Annotated in this window: 15 protein-coding genes; 7 read left to right on the top strand and 8 right to left on the bottom strand. The window is 34.4% G+C overall.

The genetic code is table 11. The features are described from left to right. Positions 1-114 precede the first annotated feature (114 nt). The 4 genes from rpsF to NZ698_RS06070 all read left to right on the top strand — a co-directional run bounded on the left by rpsF (position 115) and on the right by NZ698_RS06070 (position 2917). Positions 115-456 (top strand): 30S ribosomal protein S6, encoded by a 342-nt coding sequence (rpsF, locus tag NZ698_RS06055; protein WP_263002183.1) that lies wholly within the window; start codon positions 115-117, stop codon positions 454-456. A gap of 31 nt (positions 457-487) precedes the next feature. Beyond that, positions 488-790: a 30S ribosomal protein S18 gene (gene rpsR / locus NZ698_RS06060; RefSeq protein WP_034757623.1), complete on the top strand. Its 303-nt coding sequence runs from the start codon at positions 488-490 to the stop codon at positions 788-790. A 134-nt stretch (positions 791-924) separates the two neighbouring features. Then, complete coding sequence (gene rplI / locus NZ698_RS06065; protein WP_263002607.1) at positions 925-1443, top strand: 50S ribosomal protein L9; 519 nt, start codon at positions 925-927, stop codon at positions 1441-1443. A 112-nt stretch (positions 1444-1555) separates the two neighbouring features. Further along, positions 1556-2917, top strand: coding sequence for an aldehyde dehydrogenase (locus tag NZ698_RS06070; RefSeq protein ID WP_263002184.1), 1362 nt, complete (start codon positions 1556-1558; stop codon positions 2915-2917). A 34-nt stretch (positions 2918-2951) separates the two neighbouring features. Here NZ698_RS06070 and NZ698_RS06075 read toward each other — a convergent pair whose 3' ends face one another. Continuing rightward, entirely contained in the window at positions 2952-3533 is a 582-nt protein-coding gene (locus NZ698_RS06075) for a thioredoxin family protein (RefSeq protein ID WP_263002185.1), read from the bottom strand. A gap of 182 nt (positions 3534-3715) precedes the next feature. Between NZ698_RS06075 and NZ698_RS06080 the strand changes: the two genes are divergently transcribed. The 3 genes from NZ698_RS06080 to NZ698_RS06090 are packed head-to-tail and all read left to right on the top strand — an operon-like array spanning position 3716 to position 6176. Next, the gene (locus tag NZ698_RS06080) at positions 3716-4600 is read left to right on the top strand and encodes a lysophospholipid acyltransferase family protein (RefSeq protein ID WP_263002186.1); all 885 of its coding nucleotides are present in this window, start codon (positions 3716-3718) and stop codon (positions 4598-4600) included. 5 nt (positions 4601-4605) lie between these two features. Then, the gene (locus NZ698_RS06085; RefSeq protein WP_263002187.1) at positions 4606-5589 is read left to right on the top strand and encodes a glycosyltransferase family 2 protein; all 984 of its coding nucleotides are present in this window, start codon (positions 4606-4608) and stop codon (positions 5587-5589) included. A gap of 32 nt (positions 5590-5621) precedes the next feature. Next, positions 5622-6176: a 3'-5' exonuclease gene (locus NZ698_RS06090; RefSeq protein WP_263002188.1), complete on the top strand. Its 555-nt coding sequence runs from the start codon at positions 5622-5624 to the stop codon at positions 6174-6176. Between the two features lie 7 nt (positions 6177-6183). Here the strand turns inward: NZ698_RS06090 and apaG are convergent, their stop codons facing one another. The 7 genes from apaG to glgB all read right to left on the bottom strand — a co-directional run bounded on the left by apaG (position 6184) and on the right by glgB (position 16753). Continuing rightward, a complete protein-coding gene (apaG, locus tag NZ698_RS06095; RefSeq protein WP_263002189.1) occupies positions 6184-6570 on the bottom strand; it encodes a Co2+/Mg2+ efflux facilitator ApaG/CorD in 387 nt (128 codons plus the stop codon). 81 nt (positions 6571-6651) lie between these two features. Next, on the bottom strand, positions 6652-7902 hold the full coding sequence (gene odhB / locus NZ698_RS06100) for a 2-oxoglutarate dehydrogenase complex dihydrolipoyllysine-residue succinyltransferase (RefSeq protein ID WP_263002190.1): 1251 nt from the start codon (positions 7900-7902) through the stop codon (positions 6652-6654). 40 nt (positions 7903-7942) lie between these two features. Beyond that, complete coding sequence (locus NZ698_RS06105; protein WP_263002191.1) at positions 7943-10759, bottom strand: 2-oxoglutarate dehydrogenase E1 component; 2817 nt, start codon at positions 10757-10759, stop codon at positions 7943-7945. Positions 10760-10882: 123 nt separating this feature from the next. Continuing rightward, positions 10883-11923 (bottom strand): SRPBCC domain-containing protein, encoded by a 1041-nt coding sequence (locus NZ698_RS06110; protein ID WP_263002192.1) that lies wholly within the window; start codon positions 11921-11923, stop codon positions 10883-10885. Between the two features lie 71 nt (positions 11924-11994). Continuing rightward, a complete protein-coding gene (locus NZ698_RS06115) occupies positions 11995-13263 on the bottom strand; it encodes a glucose-1-phosphate adenylyltransferase (RefSeq protein ID WP_263002193.1) in 1269 nt (422 codons plus the stop codon). A 134-nt stretch (positions 13264-13397) separates the two neighbouring features. Continuing rightward, positions 13398-14804 carry a glycogen synthase gene (locus NZ698_RS06120; RefSeq protein WP_263002194.1) on the bottom strand — a complete coding sequence of 469 codons (1407 nt, stop codon included), beginning with the start codon at positions 14802-14804 and terminating at the stop codon, positions 13398-13400. 2 nt (positions 14805-14806) lie between these two features. Next, positions 14807-16753, bottom strand: a complete 1947-nt coding sequence (gene glgB, locus NZ698_RS06125; RefSeq protein WP_263002608.1) for a 1,4-alpha-glucan branching protein GlgB — start codon at positions 16751-16753, stop codon at positions 14807-14809. Between the last annotated feature and the right edge of the window lie 66 nt (positions 16754-16819).

Genomic DNA, 16819 nt, shown 5'->3' on the forward strand with positions numbered 1-16819 from the left:
GATTTAAACGATTTAATCAAATTAATTTCTTTATACTATCTCTCATTTATTGTGTATTACAAATATAATTCATATTTTTGCACCTCGAAATAATTAACAAATTCATTTAACATTATGAACAATTACGAAACTGTTTTCATTTTAACTCCCGTTCTATCTGAAGCTCAGGTGGAGGAAGCAGTGAACAAGTATGTAGATCTTTTAAAAGAAAAGAACTGTGAAATTGTCACTAGAGAAAATTGGGGATTGAAGAAATTAGCTTATCCGATTCAACTAAAAAAGAACGGATTTTACACTTTAATCGAGTTTAAAGGTGAAGGAACTGTAGTTGCTGATTTAGAATTGGCATTCAAACGTGACGAAAGAGTAATTCGTTACCTTACTACAAAACTAGACAAGCATGCTATTGACTATGCTGTAACTAGAAGATCTAAACTTAAAGCTTCAAGAGCTTAATTACTAACCCAAATTAAAAAAAGACAAAGACATGGCAATAGATGATATGGCTAAACAAGCCTCTGCTGGAGGTGAATCTGAAGTAAAATTCCTTACTCCACTTGATATCAATACAAAAACTGATAAAAAGTACTGTAGATTCAAAAAATTCGGAATCAAGCACGTTGATTACAAAGACGCTGATTTCTTATTACAGTTCGTTAACGAACAAGGTAAAATTTTACCAAGAAGATACACTGGTACTTCTTTAAAATACCAAAGAAAAGTTTCTTCGGCTATCAAAAGAGCAAGACACCTTGCAATGATGCCTTATGTAGCTGATTTATTAAAATAAAAAATTGCAATTAGCAATTAGCTACGAGCTTTCAGCTTTTGGCTTTTGTTGCTGAATTAATATTAAATTCTAACGAAGTGAAGAGAAACCCGAAATTAAATTCGGAACTCGGAACTCTAAAACGGACAACAACAATGGAAATTATCCTTAAAAAAGACGTAGAAAATTTAGGTCTTGAATTCGATACAGTAAATGTAAAACCAGGTTATGCAAGAAACTTCTTGTTACCTCAGGGAATTGCTCTTTTAGCTACACCAAAAAACAAAGCGACTTTAGAAGCTACGTTAGAAGCTAGAAAAGAAGAAGAAGCTAAATTAATCGCTACAGCAAACGGTGTAGTTGATCAATTGAAGAAAACTTCTATCACTATTCCTGCAAAAGTAGGTTCTGGTGACAAATTATTCGGATCTATCAACAATGCAGATCTTTCTGCAGCATTGGCTAAAGCTGGTGTACAAGTTGAGAAAAAATACATCAAAATCCCAGGAAACACTATTAAGAGAACTGGTAAAGTAACTGCAGTTGTAAGACTTCACAGAAATGTAGAGTACAACTTCGAGTTTGATGTAGTATCTGATGCTCCGGTAGAAGCTCCTAAACCAGCTGCTCCTAAAGCTGCTAAAGTAGAAGAAACTCCAGCTGAAGAAGCTTAAGATTTCAAGAGATTTTCTCAAATATATCAACCACTTCGCAAGAAGTGGTTTTTTTTATGGTTATACTTTGGCATATTTTTTACGGTAAGTGACTATCCTCAAATTGTCAAGAATGAATTACCAAGATATACTCCACTCTCAGAGAGAATTTTTCAACACGCAAAAAACAAAGAATGTAAAATTCAGAAAGATGTATCTCGAAAAACTGAGAGATTTAATTATTCAGAATGAAAATTTATTGTATGAAGCAATTCATAAAGATTTCGGTAAATCTCAGTTTGAAACGTATGTCACCGAAATTTCATTTATTCTAAAAGATATTGATTATTATTTAAAAAATTTAAATTCACTTTCAAAACCAAAGAAAGTCACGACCAACTTAGCCAATCAGATTGCCACCAGCAAAATCCATTCAGAGCCTCTTGGCTGTACTTTGGTAATTGGAGCCTGGAATTACCCTTATCAACTTTCATTATCGCCTTTAATAGCCTCAATTGCTGCTGGAAATTGTTGTATTCTGAAACCAAGTGAAATTGCCGAAAATACGATGAAGGCAATGGTAAAAATCATTAATGAGAATTTTCCTTCTGAATATATTCACGTTTTTGAGGGCGGAATTGATGAAACAACAGAAATTTTAAAGTTAATATTTGACAAAATATTCTTCACAGGAAGCACAAAGGTTGGTAAAATAGTCTATAAAGCTGCTTCAGAACACTTGACTCCTGTAACCTTAGAATTGGGTGGGAAATCACCTGTAATCGTTACAAAAGAAGCTAACATGGAAATTGCTGCGAAAAGAATTGTTTGGGGAAAATTTCTAAATGCCGGACAAACCTGTGTCGCACCAGATTATATTTTAGTTGAAGAATCTGTGAAAGAGCAATTGTTAGAAATGCTGAGAAAATATATTAATGAATTTAAATATGAGCCAGATTCTGAACAATACACAAGAATTATCAACAAGAAAAATTTCGAAAGACTTGTGAAACTGATTAATCCTGATAAAATTTATTTTGGAGGAAAATCTATTGAGGATAGCCTTTTTATAGAACCAACTATTTTAAATAATGTCAGTTGGGAAGATAATGTCATGCAGGAAGAAATTTTCGGACCGCTACTTCCGGTAATCTCATTTACCAATTTTCATCAGGCGCTGAATTCAGTTTTAGAATTGGAAAAACCTTTATCAGCGTATCTTTTCACGAATAATAATGAAGAAAAAGATCTGTTTACGCAAAAATTATCTTTCGGGGGTGGTTGCATCAATGATGTCGTGATGCATTTAGGAAACGATAATCTTCCGTTTGGCGGAGTCGGAAGTTCAGGAATGGGAAGTTATCATGGAAAATTCGGTTTTGAAGCTTTCTCACATCAGAAAGCAGTTTTAGACCGTGCAACTTGGGGTGAACCTGATTTGAAATATCCACCCTATTCTGAAAACAAAATAAAATGGATCAAAAAACTTTTGTAAAAAATAAAACCGAGAAAATTCTCGGTTTTTTTATTTATGATTTTGTTGTCCAGGTATTGAAAAACTCTTTTACTTTTTCAAGACTGTATCCTTTTCCTTCTTCCAGCACATCACTTTGCTGCACATGAATCATTTTTCCGTTTCCATCTAAAACAATGAATACCGGATAACCAAACTTATCTCCCGGATTTCCATATTTCGAAAAAACTTTTTCGTTTTTATTTTCCGGAGAATAATTCAGGTGATAATATAAATAATTATCGTCAACCAATTTTTTAAGTTCAGGAGTTGTCTGCACATATTGGTTAAATCTCAAACACCAAATACACCAGTTTCCTCCCGCTTGAATCATAATGTTTTTCTTCTCCTTTTTAGCTTTTGCTACCAAATTTTCAATGTCTTTTTCAGCGTCGGCTTTTGCATCATAAGGTTTCGGAAGTTTGGCTTTTTCCTCAGCAGCTTTCTTCTTTGCTTCTAGTTCCTGATGATCTGTTTTTACGATCAATGCTTTGTCATCAGAATTTTTAACCGGTATATCTTTCGTATTCTGAGCAAATGTTAAACTTCCGATCGACAGAAATCCTAGAATTGCTATGTTTTTTGAAATCTTTTTCATATGTAAAATAAATTATTTTAAAGGTCATCCAAAATTAGTTGGGACAGTAATGCAATTGCGTAATTTTAATGTTATTTGTGATCCGAAACCGTATCAATTTCATACTATAAAATTAAAAAAATAATACTTATTTGCAGCAAAAATGAAACCATAATTTTATTATTGCTAAATTTGTAGACTTTATGAATTTTCTGATCAAAATACTTTACTTAATTTCGAAAATGCCGCTTAAAATATTGTATATTTTTTCGGACATTATTTTCTTCTTAAATTATTATTTTGTCGGTTACAGAAAAAAAATCATTACTCAGAATCTTAAAAATTCATTTCCGGAAAAGTCACCTGAAGAAATTTCAGAAATCCGAAAGAAGTTTTATTTAAATTTTTCAGATTATCTCGCAGAGACTGTCAAATCCTTCACAATGTCTAAGACGGAGACAAGAGTAAGAATGCAGCACATCAATCAACATCTATTTCACGAAGCAAAGGAAGAAGGCAAAAACATTATTCTTTTGGCAGGTCATGTTTTCAACTGGGAATGGATGAATGCTCTTGCGACAATCGTCCCACAAACCAACTGTCATCCTGTCTATAGAAAAGTAAACAGTGAATTTTGGGAAAAACAGATGAAAAAAGTACGAAGCAAGTTTGGCAATGATGCTTTGGAAGCAAATGAAGTGATTCTCAATATTTTCAGAAATAAAAACGACGGAAACTCTATTTATCTTTTTGTAGCAGATCAGACACCTCATTCCTCACACGTCAATTACGGATTAGAGTTTCTTAATCAAAAAACACCGGCATTTATCGGGTATGATAAATTGGCAACAAGAATGGATTTGGTTTTTCTTTATACTGAAATGAAAAAAGTAAAGCGAGGTCATTATCAGATCAATTATCACAGAATCGAGCCAGACGGAGAGAAATTCGTGAATAATGAAGTTGTAAGAAAGTTTCACCGACTGTTAGAAAATACTATTAAAAAAAGACCTGATAATTATCTTTGGTCACACAGAAAATGGAAATATCAGGATTCTATCAAAACGTTTGATTCTGAAAAAATTTAAAATCAATGTCTGAAAATTTAGCAATTGTCATCCTCAACTGGAACGGAAAAAGCTGGCTTGAAAAATTTCTTCCAAGCGTTATCAGTCATTCTCAAAATGCAGAAGTGTATGTTATTGACAATTTTTCGATTGATGATTCTGTCAATTTTCTGCAAACACAATTTCCCACGGTAAAAATTATAATAAATGATAAAAATTACGGTTTTGCGGGAGGTTATAATGAAGGTTTAAAATCAATTGATGCTAAATTTTACTGCCTATTAAATTCTGATGTAGAAGTTACAGAAAACTGGATAGAACCCGTTTTAAATTTATTTAAAAAAGACAATCAAATTGCGGCAATTCAGCCAAAAATATTATCATTTACCAATAAAATTTATTTTGAATTTGCAGGAGCAGGAGGTGGACTGATTGATAATTTGGGCTATCCTTATTGCAGAGGTCGTGTTTTTGATGATGTGGAAGAAAATAAAGGTCAGTATGATGATGAAACTGAAATTTTTTGGGCTTCCGGATGTTGTTTATTTATCAGATCAAAAGATTTTTGGGAACAAAATGGCTTTGACGATAGATTTTTTGCTCATCAGGAAGAAATTGATCTATGCTGGAGATTAAAAAATTCCGGAAAAAAAATATACTATACCGGAAAGTCAAAAGTTTATCATGTTGGTGGCGGAACCTTAAACAAACAAAGTCCTCAAAAAACTTTCCTGAACATCAGAAATAATCTTTCAATGATGTTGAAAAATTTACCGTTTCCGAGTTTGATTTGGGTATTAATTCTTAGAATGATTCTCGACGGAGCAGCAGCTTTTTATTTTGCTTACAAAAATGGATTATCTCATCTTTGGGCAGTTTTACGAGGACATTTCGGCTTTTATTCACATATTCCCGGAACTTTGAAACTCAGACAAAATAATCAGATTAAAAAGTATTATCAAACTGATTGGCTCATTTTTAAGCACTTTTTGGGAAATAAAAAAGGTTAAAATCAACAACTACTTATCATTTATAATAATTTATGGATTTCTGCGCAATAGATTTTGAAACGGCTACCCACGAAAGACATTCGGCTTGCGAGGTGGGAATTTGTGTGGTTGAAAATTCGCAGATTATTTCAACTAAAACCTGGCTCATCAAGCCACCGAGTTTTCCTTATTTTAATCAAAGAAATATTGATGTACACGGAATTTTACCAAATGACGTAAAAGATGCACCAACATTTGACGAAATCTGGTACGAAATGCAGGAAATGATGTATGGAACATTAATGATTGCTCACAATGCAAGTTTTGACGCAGGAGTTTTGCGAAGCTGCCTTGATTATTACGGAATGTTTAAACCCAATTTAAACTATCTCTGCAGCATTCAGGTGGCAAAAAAGTCCTGGAATTATCTTCCTAAATATGGTTTAAAACATTTAGCAGAAACACATCAGATTAAATTTAATCATCACAGAGCGGGAGATGATGCAGAAGCCTGTGCAAGAATTTCTTTACTGGCTTTTGAAAAACTTTTCATATCAAGAAATGAGGAAATCCATGAAAGTTTTAAATCAAAGTTAAAAAAACTTTAACTAAAATTTAGTTGATAAGAACTGCTGAAAGTAAATTAAATTTCGGAATATCAATTTCAAAATTCTCGTGTGTTTCTTCGTTTCTCACCAAATATTTACCGCTCATATTTCCAACACCTGAACGAAGCATTACATTAGAAAAGTAAGCAAATTCATCATTGGGCATTATTTCCGGAGTCAAACCGATTATACCATCACCTACAACTTCAGTAAACCCAAATCCTACATCAAAAATCAACCATTTTCTTTTTAGAACCTTTATTGGGAAATCTCCTTCATTTTCGATTAGAATATTGTATTTAAAAACAAATCGGTTTTCGGAAGGATAACTGTTCTTGCTATCATACTCAGGATTCACAGATACCTTGATGTTCGAAGTAATTTTAGAAAACATTTTGTTCGTTTTGTTGTTTGATACAAAAATCTCGCCTTTTTTGAAGGCGAGATTGTATATGATGTTCCTGGAAATTAATAATTACAATCCAAGACCTTTTTTCTCATCTCCTGCCAATAGAATTTCTACCGGATTGTCAATACCTTCTTTTACCGCAACAAGGAATCCTACAGATTCTTTACCGTCGATAATTCTGTGGTCATAAGACATAGCAACATACATCATTGGACGAATGACAACCTGTCCGTCAACCGCAACCGGTCTTTGAATAATGTTGTGCATTCCCAAAATTGCAGATTGAGGCGGGTTGATAATCGGTGTAGACAACATAGATCCGAAAGTACCACCGTTTGTAATCGTGAAAGTACCACCAGTCATTTCGTCAACTGTAATTTTACCGTCTCTTACTTTGATTGCCAAATCTTTGATGTTTCCTTCAACATTCGCAAAAGACATGTTTTCTGCATTTCTTAATACAGGAACCATTAATCCTTTAGGACCTGAAACCGCAATTGAAATATCGCAGAAATCATAGTTAATTTTGAAATCTCCGTCGATTGATGCATTCACATCAGGATACATTTGTAATGCTCTTGTAACAGCTTTTGTAAAGAAAGACATAAAACCAAGTACTACTCCATGCTTTTGAGCAAATTCCTCTTTATACTGCTTTCTTAATCTGAAAATTTCAGACATATCAACTTCGTTGAAAGTGGTCAACATTGCAGTCTCATTCTTTACAGAAACCAATCTCTGAGCGATTTTTCTTCTAAGAACTGAAAGTTTTGTAGTCGTTGTAGATCTTGCACCTGTAGCCGTCAAAGAGCTTCCACCCATTGCAGGAACAGCAGCCAATTCAGCATCAGTTTTTGAAATTCTTCCATCTCTTCCAGATCCTGAAACCTGAGAAGCATCAATTCCCTTTTCGTCAAGAATTTTCTTTGCAGCCGGAGAAGGAGAACCTGTAGCGTAAGATTGAGGAGCTGCAGGAGCCGGTTTTGGAGCTTCTTGTTTTGCAGGTTCGGCAGATTTAGGCGCTTCTTCCTGTTTTGGAGCTTCAGCAGCCGGAGCAGCACCACCTTCAGGTTTAGCAGCATCCATATCAATTAAACAAACTACCTGACCTACCTGTACCACATCACCTTCTTCCGCTTTTAAAGTGATAACACCACTTTGTTCTGCAGGCAATTCAAGAGTTGCTTTGTCTGAATCTACTTCAGCGATAGGCTGATCTTTTTCTACGTAATCACCATCTTTTACAAGCCAAGTTGCAATTTCAACTTCTGTAATTGATTCGCCCGGTGAAGGAACTTTCATTTCTAAAATTGACATATTGAGTATTTTTTATTTTTTAATTGAATATTATTTTAAATTATGCTGTAACAGGTCTTTTTGCAGGAGCATCATCTCTGTCGAAAACTCTGTTGATTACTGAGTTCTGGTTTTTCTCAAACATTTTGTGACTTCCAGGAGCAGGTGCACCACTTGCAACAGGAGAAATCACTTCAATTCCTGTATTTCTGAAGTTTCTTAAAATGTAAGACCAAGCTCCCATATTTTCCGGTTCTTCCTGTGCCCAAACAATTGATTTTCTGTTTGAATATTTTTCGAAGATAGCTTCGATAGCATCATTTTGAAGAGGATATAACTGCTCAAATCTTACTAATGCAACATTTTCACAATTCAACTCTTCTTTTTTAGCTAATAATTCGAAGTATAATTTACCTGAACAAAGAACCAACTTTTCGATTTTTGCCGGATCTGCAGTAGGATCGTCCAAAATTGGCTGGAATCCTTTTTCTGAGAAATCTTCAAGCGGGGAAACCACTTTTGGATGTCTTAATAATGATTTCGGGCTCATTACAATCAACGGCTTTCTGAAAGACCATTTCAATTGTCTTCTCAACAAGTGGAAATAGTTTGCAGGAGAAGTAATGTTTGCCACAACCATATTTTCATTCGCACAAAGTGTTAAGAATCTTTCCAGTCTTGCTGAAGAGTGTTCTGCACCCTGTCCTTCTGAACCGTGAGGTAACAACATGACCAAACCGTCCTGAATTTTCCATTTTTCTTCTGCTGCAGCCAAATATTGATCAACAATGATCTGTGCTCCGTTTACGAAGTCTCCAAACTGAGCTTCCCAAATTGTCAATGTATTCGGAGATGCCATTGCATAACCATAATCGAATCCTAAAACTCCATATTCTGAAAGGTGAGAGTTGAATACATCAAATCTGTTATCAGAAACATGTCTTAATGGAATAAATTCTTCTTCAGTATCTTCAGTTTTGATTACCGCATGTCTGTGAGAGAACGTTCCTCTTTCAACATCTTCACCAGAAATTCTGATATTGTGACCTTCGGTAAGTAATGTAGCATAAGCCAACCATTCTCCTAATGCCCAATCCAAAGAGTTTGCATCAATCGCTTTCAGACGGTTATCAAAAAGTCTTGTGATTTTATTGATGAATTTTTTATCTGCAGGAAGTGTTGACATTTTGATTGCCAATTCTTTCAATTTAGCTAAATCATATTTCGTGTCAACAGCATTCTGAACTGCTCCTCTTTTTGCAATCGGGAAATTAGTCCAGTCTTCTGACATGAATAAATCCATTACGTTTTTCTCAATTTCTTTGGAAGCATCAAAATCTTTATCTAAAAGAGTTTTGAAATCAGTTTCCATATTTTTAAGAACATCATCAGAAATTACACTGTCCTGAATCAATTTATCTTTATAAATTTCTCTCGGATTTGGATGTTTTGAAATCAATTTATACAAATTAGGCTGTGTAAATCTTGGCTCATCCCCTTCGTTATGACCATATTTTCTGTAACCTAATAAATCAATATATACATCTTTACCAAATTTAGCTCTGAAATCAGCCGCAAAATGGATTGCATGAACTACCGCTTCAGCATCATCTGCATTCACGTGCATTACAGGAGATTCTGTAACTTTAGCAATATCTGTACAATATGTTGAAGATCTTGCATCTGCATAATTTGTCGTAAATGAAACCTGGTTGTTCACAACGATATGAACCGTTCCGCCAGTTTTGTAACCTTCCAAAGTCATCATTTGAGCAACTTCGTAAGCAATACCTTGTCCGGCAAGAGCCCCGTCACCATGAATAACGATTGGTAAAATTTTAGAAAAATCTCCTTTGTATCTGTCATCTACCTTTGCACGGCAAATACCTTCTACCAAAGCAGAAACAGTTTCCAAGTGAGACGGGTTCGGAGTTAAGTTGATAGAAACTTCTTCTCCTGATGCTGTTTTTATTTTTTTAGATGAACCTAAGTGATATTTAACGTCGCCTGAGAATACATCTTCTTCAAATTCTTTTCCTTCAAATTCTGAGAAAATCTGTTTGTAAGATTTCCCGAAAATATTAGATAAAACATTTAATCTTCCTCTGTGAGCCATCCCAAGAACAACCTCATCAACTCCCAATTGAGAAGATCTTGAGATCAATTGATCCAAAGCAGGAATTAAAGTTTCGCCACCTTCCAGTGAGAATCTTTTCTGACCTACAAATTTTGTATGAAGATAATTTTCAAATGCTACAGCCTGATTTAATTTAAGTAAAATCTCGGTTTTTTCGTTTGCATTAAGGCTTGGATGATTTTCGTTTACCTGAATCCACTGCTTGATAAAGTCTTTCTCCTCAACATTGTTGATGTACGTATATTCTACACCAATTGAGTCACAGTAGATCGTTTCAAGATGTCTGATCAACTCCTGTAAAGTTGCAGGACCTTTCATCCCTGTTTCTGTAGCGCAGTTGAATTTTGTATTTAAATCTGATTGATCTAAACCGAAATTTTCTATATCTAAAGTTGGCGTATAATGCCTTCTTTCACGGACAGGATTGGTTTTTGTAAACAAGTGGCCTCTCGTTCTGTAAGCTTCGATAAGATTTACCACCTTGAATTCTTTTTTGATATGCTCCGGAACTTCACCATTGGCTGCTGCCTGAGAAATCTGCTGAACTGCAGGTGCAGAGTTCACAGAATTCTGTACAATCTGAATGCTGTCGTCATCGCTGTAGTTCTCCAATGCAAAATCAAAGCCTTGAAAAAAGGCTTTCCATGATGGTTCTAAAGAATCCGGGAATTTTAAGTATTGTTGGTATAAATCCTCAATTAACTGAGAATGAGCTGCGTTTAGGAATGAAAATCTGTCCATTATTACAGTTTATCTATTATTAAATTTTGTTAGTAATATTAATCCTCAAATTTAATAAAAAAAACCGACTTTGGGAAGTGCCGAACTATTAAAAAAAACATAAAGAAATGATTTGTATCATATTTATTTATAAACAGATAGAGAAATCTTCATATTGACATCTTTATCCTCTACAGGCTGTTCTATAAAAGTCTGGTAAATGTCACCATATCTCATTTCGTCAGTTTTTGCTTTTTGTATCAACTGCTGAATTGATTTTACTCTTCCCACATAAGTACCTTTATAATACATCACATAATTTTGAGTAGGATTTATCGATCTGAAACTAAAATTATTATCATTCACTCCAATTTTTTTTGACAAGGGAATTCCGAAATAATATGAAACCTCTTTATCTTTAAAATTATCTGCGTCAGTAATTAAGATTGGATAACCGAATTCATCATCTTTTTTTCCTAAATCCATTGTAACAAAATTGTAAACTTTATTATAATTCATTACAATATTTCTATACAAAGCATCTTGCTTATTGGATGTACTTACGCTTATCCCTAAGAGCATTCTTGCTTCTTCCTTCTCAACCATCAAACTGTCGTATTTGATTGACGCCATGAGATTGTCTTTTGAAACTTTATTTCCCAAGACATTTTTAAGATTCACCATACTTTTATCTATATTTTCGGTGAATTTGTCTTCAGTCCAGAAATTCTGAGCTCTCGTCAAAACAGATAACTTTGGAGTGTGTACAAACCAGGTGATCTTTGTCTTTTCAGCAGAAACAGGTGTAAATTTAACATCAATTAAAGTTGGATTTTCATCTTCATCCTCAAAAAGCTGATATCTTAAAGTTTTATTGGGATTTTCATAACGGATAAACATTTCACCACCGTCTTCGCTTTTAGGATCATTGTAGCTTATTGCGCTTCCCTGTCCTTCATATGGTGTATAATAATCGATGGTAATAGTTTTTGAACTAGTAAAGAAATTATTCCATCTTGTGAAATGCTGAAGATTATTAAATTGGTTATACACTTTCTCTAAAGGAAAATCTACTTCTTTTTCCACTTTAAAACTTTTGCTTTCGTCAACGAAATAATACATGGAAGCAGCATAAGCTCCCACAAGCAAAACAACAATTATGGCTATGATTTTGAAAAAACGCATCACGCAAAAGTAATACAAATAAAAAAAGTGACCAATATATGATCACTCTAGTTTGTATGTTGTTTGAATTATTATCCGATATGAGTTCCGGGAGGCAAAATTGCTCCTTTTTTCACGCAGACAATTCCATCTTGTACAGAATGTGTTCCATAGTCTCCGTCCTGTAAATGCCTACCGCCAATAATTCGTACATTATCACCAATGTAACAGTTTTTATCTAAAATTGCTTTTTCAATATAGCAGTATTTACCGATTCCCATGTTGGGTTGACCTTGTCTGTCATTCATTACAATTTCAGCAGTATTCTGATAAAAATCGGCTCCCATCACATAAGAATTTACAATCGTACTTCCTTTGTCGATTCTTGTTCTGTTTCCGATCACTGAATTTTCTATCTTATCTGCTAAAATGATACATCCGTCACCAAAAACAGCTTTACTTACATAAGAACCGTTAATTTTCGAAGGCGGAAGCATTCTCGCTCTGGTGTAAATCGGTGAAGATGAAAACAAATTAAACTGAGGGAAATCCTGACAAAGATCTAAGTTTGCTTCGTAGAAAGACTCAATCGTTCCGATGTCTGTCCAATAACCTTCATACTGATAACTTAAAGTACTGTATTTCCCAATTGAGCTTGGAATAATATCTTTACCAAAATCGTCTCCAGCTCCGTCTTCAAACATTTTCTTTAAAATAGATTTAGTAAAAATGTAAATTCCCATCGAAGCTAAATATTCTTTTCCTGCAGTTTTATTTGTATCTGAAACCTCGGATTGTAAACCATCTAAAAGTTCGAAACTTGGTTTTTCAATGAACGAAGTGATATTACCTTCATCATCAGATTTTAAAATTCCAAATCCTGTAGCATCTTTAGCATTTACAGGAATTGTTGCAATCGTGACATCACCTCCGTTTTCGATATGGAAATCAAGCATCGCATTAAAATCCATCTGATACAACTGATCTCCTGAAAGAATTAAAATATATTCATAGTCATATTTTTCCAAATGCTTCATTGATTGACGTACCGCATCGGCAGTTCCCTGAAACCAGCTTTCGTTTTCAACATTTTGTTCAGCAGCCAAAATATCTACAAAACCTTTACTGAAAATATCAAAATGATAAGAATTTTTAATATGAGCATTTAAGGATGCCGAATTGAACTGTGTTAAAACCAAGATTTTATTTAATCCCGAATTTAAACAGTTTGAAATAGGAATATCGACCAATCTGTACTTTCCGGCAATCGGTACAGCGGGTTTTGATCTTGAATATGTTAACGGGAAAAGCCTTGTACCTCTTCCTCCTCCTAAAACGATTGAAATAACATTTGGATTCATAAATTTATTTGTGGTTTACCTTATTATTAGTATTATTAGTATATTTTTTGATTACAATTTCAATCATTATCCGATGCGAAAAATTTAAATTATTTTACGCTTAAATTTAATAATTTGATTCTAAAATTTTGAATTTAGTTCTTATATAAAGCTATGTATTTTTCCGCAGATTTCTCCCATGCAAAATCAAAATTCATATTTGAAAGCACCAAATCATCCATCGCCTTTTTTTGATTAAAAATTGCTAGTCCGCGAACCATTGCATGAATAATATCGTCAACGCCGGGATAGGTAAAATTTAATCCTGAACCTCCGGTAGAAATATCTTTTACGGTATCTCTCAATCCACCTGTATAACTCACAACCGGAACCGTTCCGTATCGCATTGCATACATTTGATTAAGACCGCAAGGTTCTACTCTTGAAGGCATCAACAAAAAATCTGCCGAAGCGTAAATTTTGTGAGACAAATGTTCTTTATACCCAATATCTGTGGCGAAATTGGCGTAAACGTAATTTAATTCTTTTAATTTATCTTCAATATAAGAATTCCCCGATCCCAAAATCATAATATTTAGTGAACCGTAAGTTTGCTTAATACTTCTCCAGACAACTTCAGGAAGTAAATCTGCTCCTTTTTCTGTGGCAAATCTTCCAATGAAAGCAAAAAGTGGCAAATCAGGATTCAAACCATATTCTTTGCAAAGTTTCTGTTTGTTCTTCTTTTTAATTTTAAGAACATTTTTTTTATTGAAATTAAAATCAAGCATAGAATCTGTTTCAGGATTCCAAACATCAGAATCAATACCGTTAATAATTCCGTAGGCTTTTCCAAATTCGTCTCTGACTAAACTTTCCAAACCTTTAAAACTTACAAAAAGTTCTTCAAGATAACCTTCAGAAACTGTTGTAAACGCATGAGAACATTTAATCATACTCGCTAATGGATTGATGAAACCGTTCCAATCGAGAAGTCCCCATTTATGATGATCAAATGACGGCATAAAGTGAATCATATCCCAACGCATCATTCCCTGATATTCACCGTTATGAATCGTTCCTATTGTTTTCACACCTTTTAGAAAACTAAATTCAGGACAATTCTCTACCATGAAGGGTACTAATCCTGTGTGGTAATCATGACAATGCAAGACATTGGGACGAATCTGCATGGCAGTCAACCAATGTAAAACCCCATGCTGAAATGCCAGAAACTGAAAACTTTCATCCTGATAACCGTAAGGATTTTCACGGTCTAATAGTCCGGGAATTTTTACCATAAACAATTCAAAACCTAAAGTATTTGATTTCTCCTTCATTACCTGAACCTGAAGCATATTCTGTCCCTGATGAATAAAACCGTCAAAAACCACTTCAAAATTGTGGTCATATACAAAAGATTTGTTGTACCAAGGCATTACTACTTTGGCGTCAACATCCTTTATTTTGTTCTGATATTTTGGAAGTGCTCCGACAACATCTGCCAAACCTCCAACTTTGGCTACGGGATAACATTCTGTGCTAAGGTGATAAATTGTCATGTTTATTTTTTGTGTTGTTTTATTCTTTGTGATTTATACTTTTTTTCCTTTTTCATTTTTAAGACGATTCCTGCAAGTGGTGGCAGTTTCAGGAAAATTGATTTCGGACGATGCATCCACTCTTCATCTTCTTCTTTAAAAATGGTTGTCTTTACTCCACTACCGCTATATTGTTCATCATCAGAATTGAAAATTACTTCCCAATTTGTTCCGGCGTTGACTCCAACCTTATAGTCAAATGTATTTGGAGTGAGGTTTAAAATAACCATCAGAACATTATCTTTTTTCTTTCCTTTCCTTAAATAAATTAAAACGGAATTCTCGGTATCATCAGCTTCTACCCATTCAAAACCATCCGGATTAAATTGATTTTCATGAAAAGCCGTTTCATTTTTATATAAATGATTTAGATCTTTAACTAAATTCTGAAGTCCTTTATGAATAGGAAAATCCAATAAATGCCAATCTAAACTTTGCTTGAAATTCCACTCTCTGGTTTGTCCGAACTCATCTCCCATAAACAATAATTTTGCTCCAGGATGAGTAAACATATATACAAATAAAGCTCTGAGATTGGCAAATTTCTGCCATTCATCGCCTTTCATTTTATAAATCAGACTTGCTTTTCCGTGTACTACTTCATCGTGAGACAAAGGCATCATATAATTTTCATTATACATGTACATTGACGCAAAAGTCAGTTGGTGATGCGTGTTTTTTCTGTTATCATATTCTTCTTTAAAATAATCTAAAGTATCGTGCATCCAGCCCATCATCCATTTCATTCCGAAACCAACTCCTCCATCATGAACGGGTTTTGTCAGCAAAGGAAAATCTGAACTTTCTTCAGCAATCGTTATAATACTGTTGCCAAATTCTTTATAAACCGCCGTATTAAATTCCTGTAGAAAAGCTTTTGCTTCAAGATTGACGTTTGTTCCAAAAATATTCGGTTCCCACTCGCCTTCATTTCTTGAATAATCTAAATGAAGCATCGAGGTCACTGCATCAACGCGCAAACCGTCGGCATGATAACGATCGAGCCAGAACATCGCATTTGAAATCAGGAAAGATTTAACCTCATTTCTTCCGTAGTTGAAAATATACGATTTCCAGTCGGGATGAAAGCCTTTTCTCGGATCTTCATGTTCATAAAGATAACTTCCATCAAAACGGTGCAAACCATTGGCATCGCCGGGAAAATGTGAAGGAACCCAGTCAAGGATTACTCCAATATCATTTTTGTGCAGTTCATTGATTAAAAACATTAAATCCTGCGGTGAACCAAATCTTGAAGTTGCCGCAAAGAAACCTGTAATCTGATAACCCCAACTTGGGTCATACGGATATTCCATAACAGGCATAAACTCCACGTGAGTAAAGCCCATATATTTTATGTAAGGAACCAATTTTCCTGCAATAACTCTATAATTTAAAAATTCATCAGGAGATTCTGCATGTCGGAACCAAGATCCTAAATGAAGTTCATATACTGAAATCGGCGCTTCAAGATTGTTTTTTTTCCAGCGTTTTTCCAGCCAGTCATCATCAGTCCATTCATACCAATTGGTTGAAACCAATGATGCAGCCTGAAGATTTTGTTCCCAACTTAATGCGTAAGGATCACTTTTTTCTAAAATTTTGCCTAAACTTTCTATCGCATATTTGTAAAGCGTTCCCCAGCTAAGTCCGGCAATAAAGCCTTCCCAGATTCCCGACCCATCCCATCGCGGGAAAAGGATATGATCCTGATGATTCCAATTATTAAAATCACCAATCACCGAAACTTTTTTTGCATTGGGAGCCCAAACTGAAAAATAAACACCTTTCACTCCGTCTTTTTCGACAGAATGTGCGCCAAATTTTTCGTAAAGCCGATAATGTTTCCCTTCCTTAAAGAGATATACATCATGATCCGAGAAAAGTGTATAGGTTTTTACCGAGTTCATCATAGTGTTTTTTTAACTTGACAGCATCATTACTTTATTTTAAAAGAAACCAAAAAAAATTATGTT

Origin of the sequence: Chryseobacterium edaphi, from assembly GCF_025628985.1 — a bacterium.
Classification (GTDB): domain Bacteria; phylum Bacteroidota; class Bacteroidia; order Flavobacteriales; family Weeksellaceae; genus Chryseobacterium; species Chryseobacterium edaphi.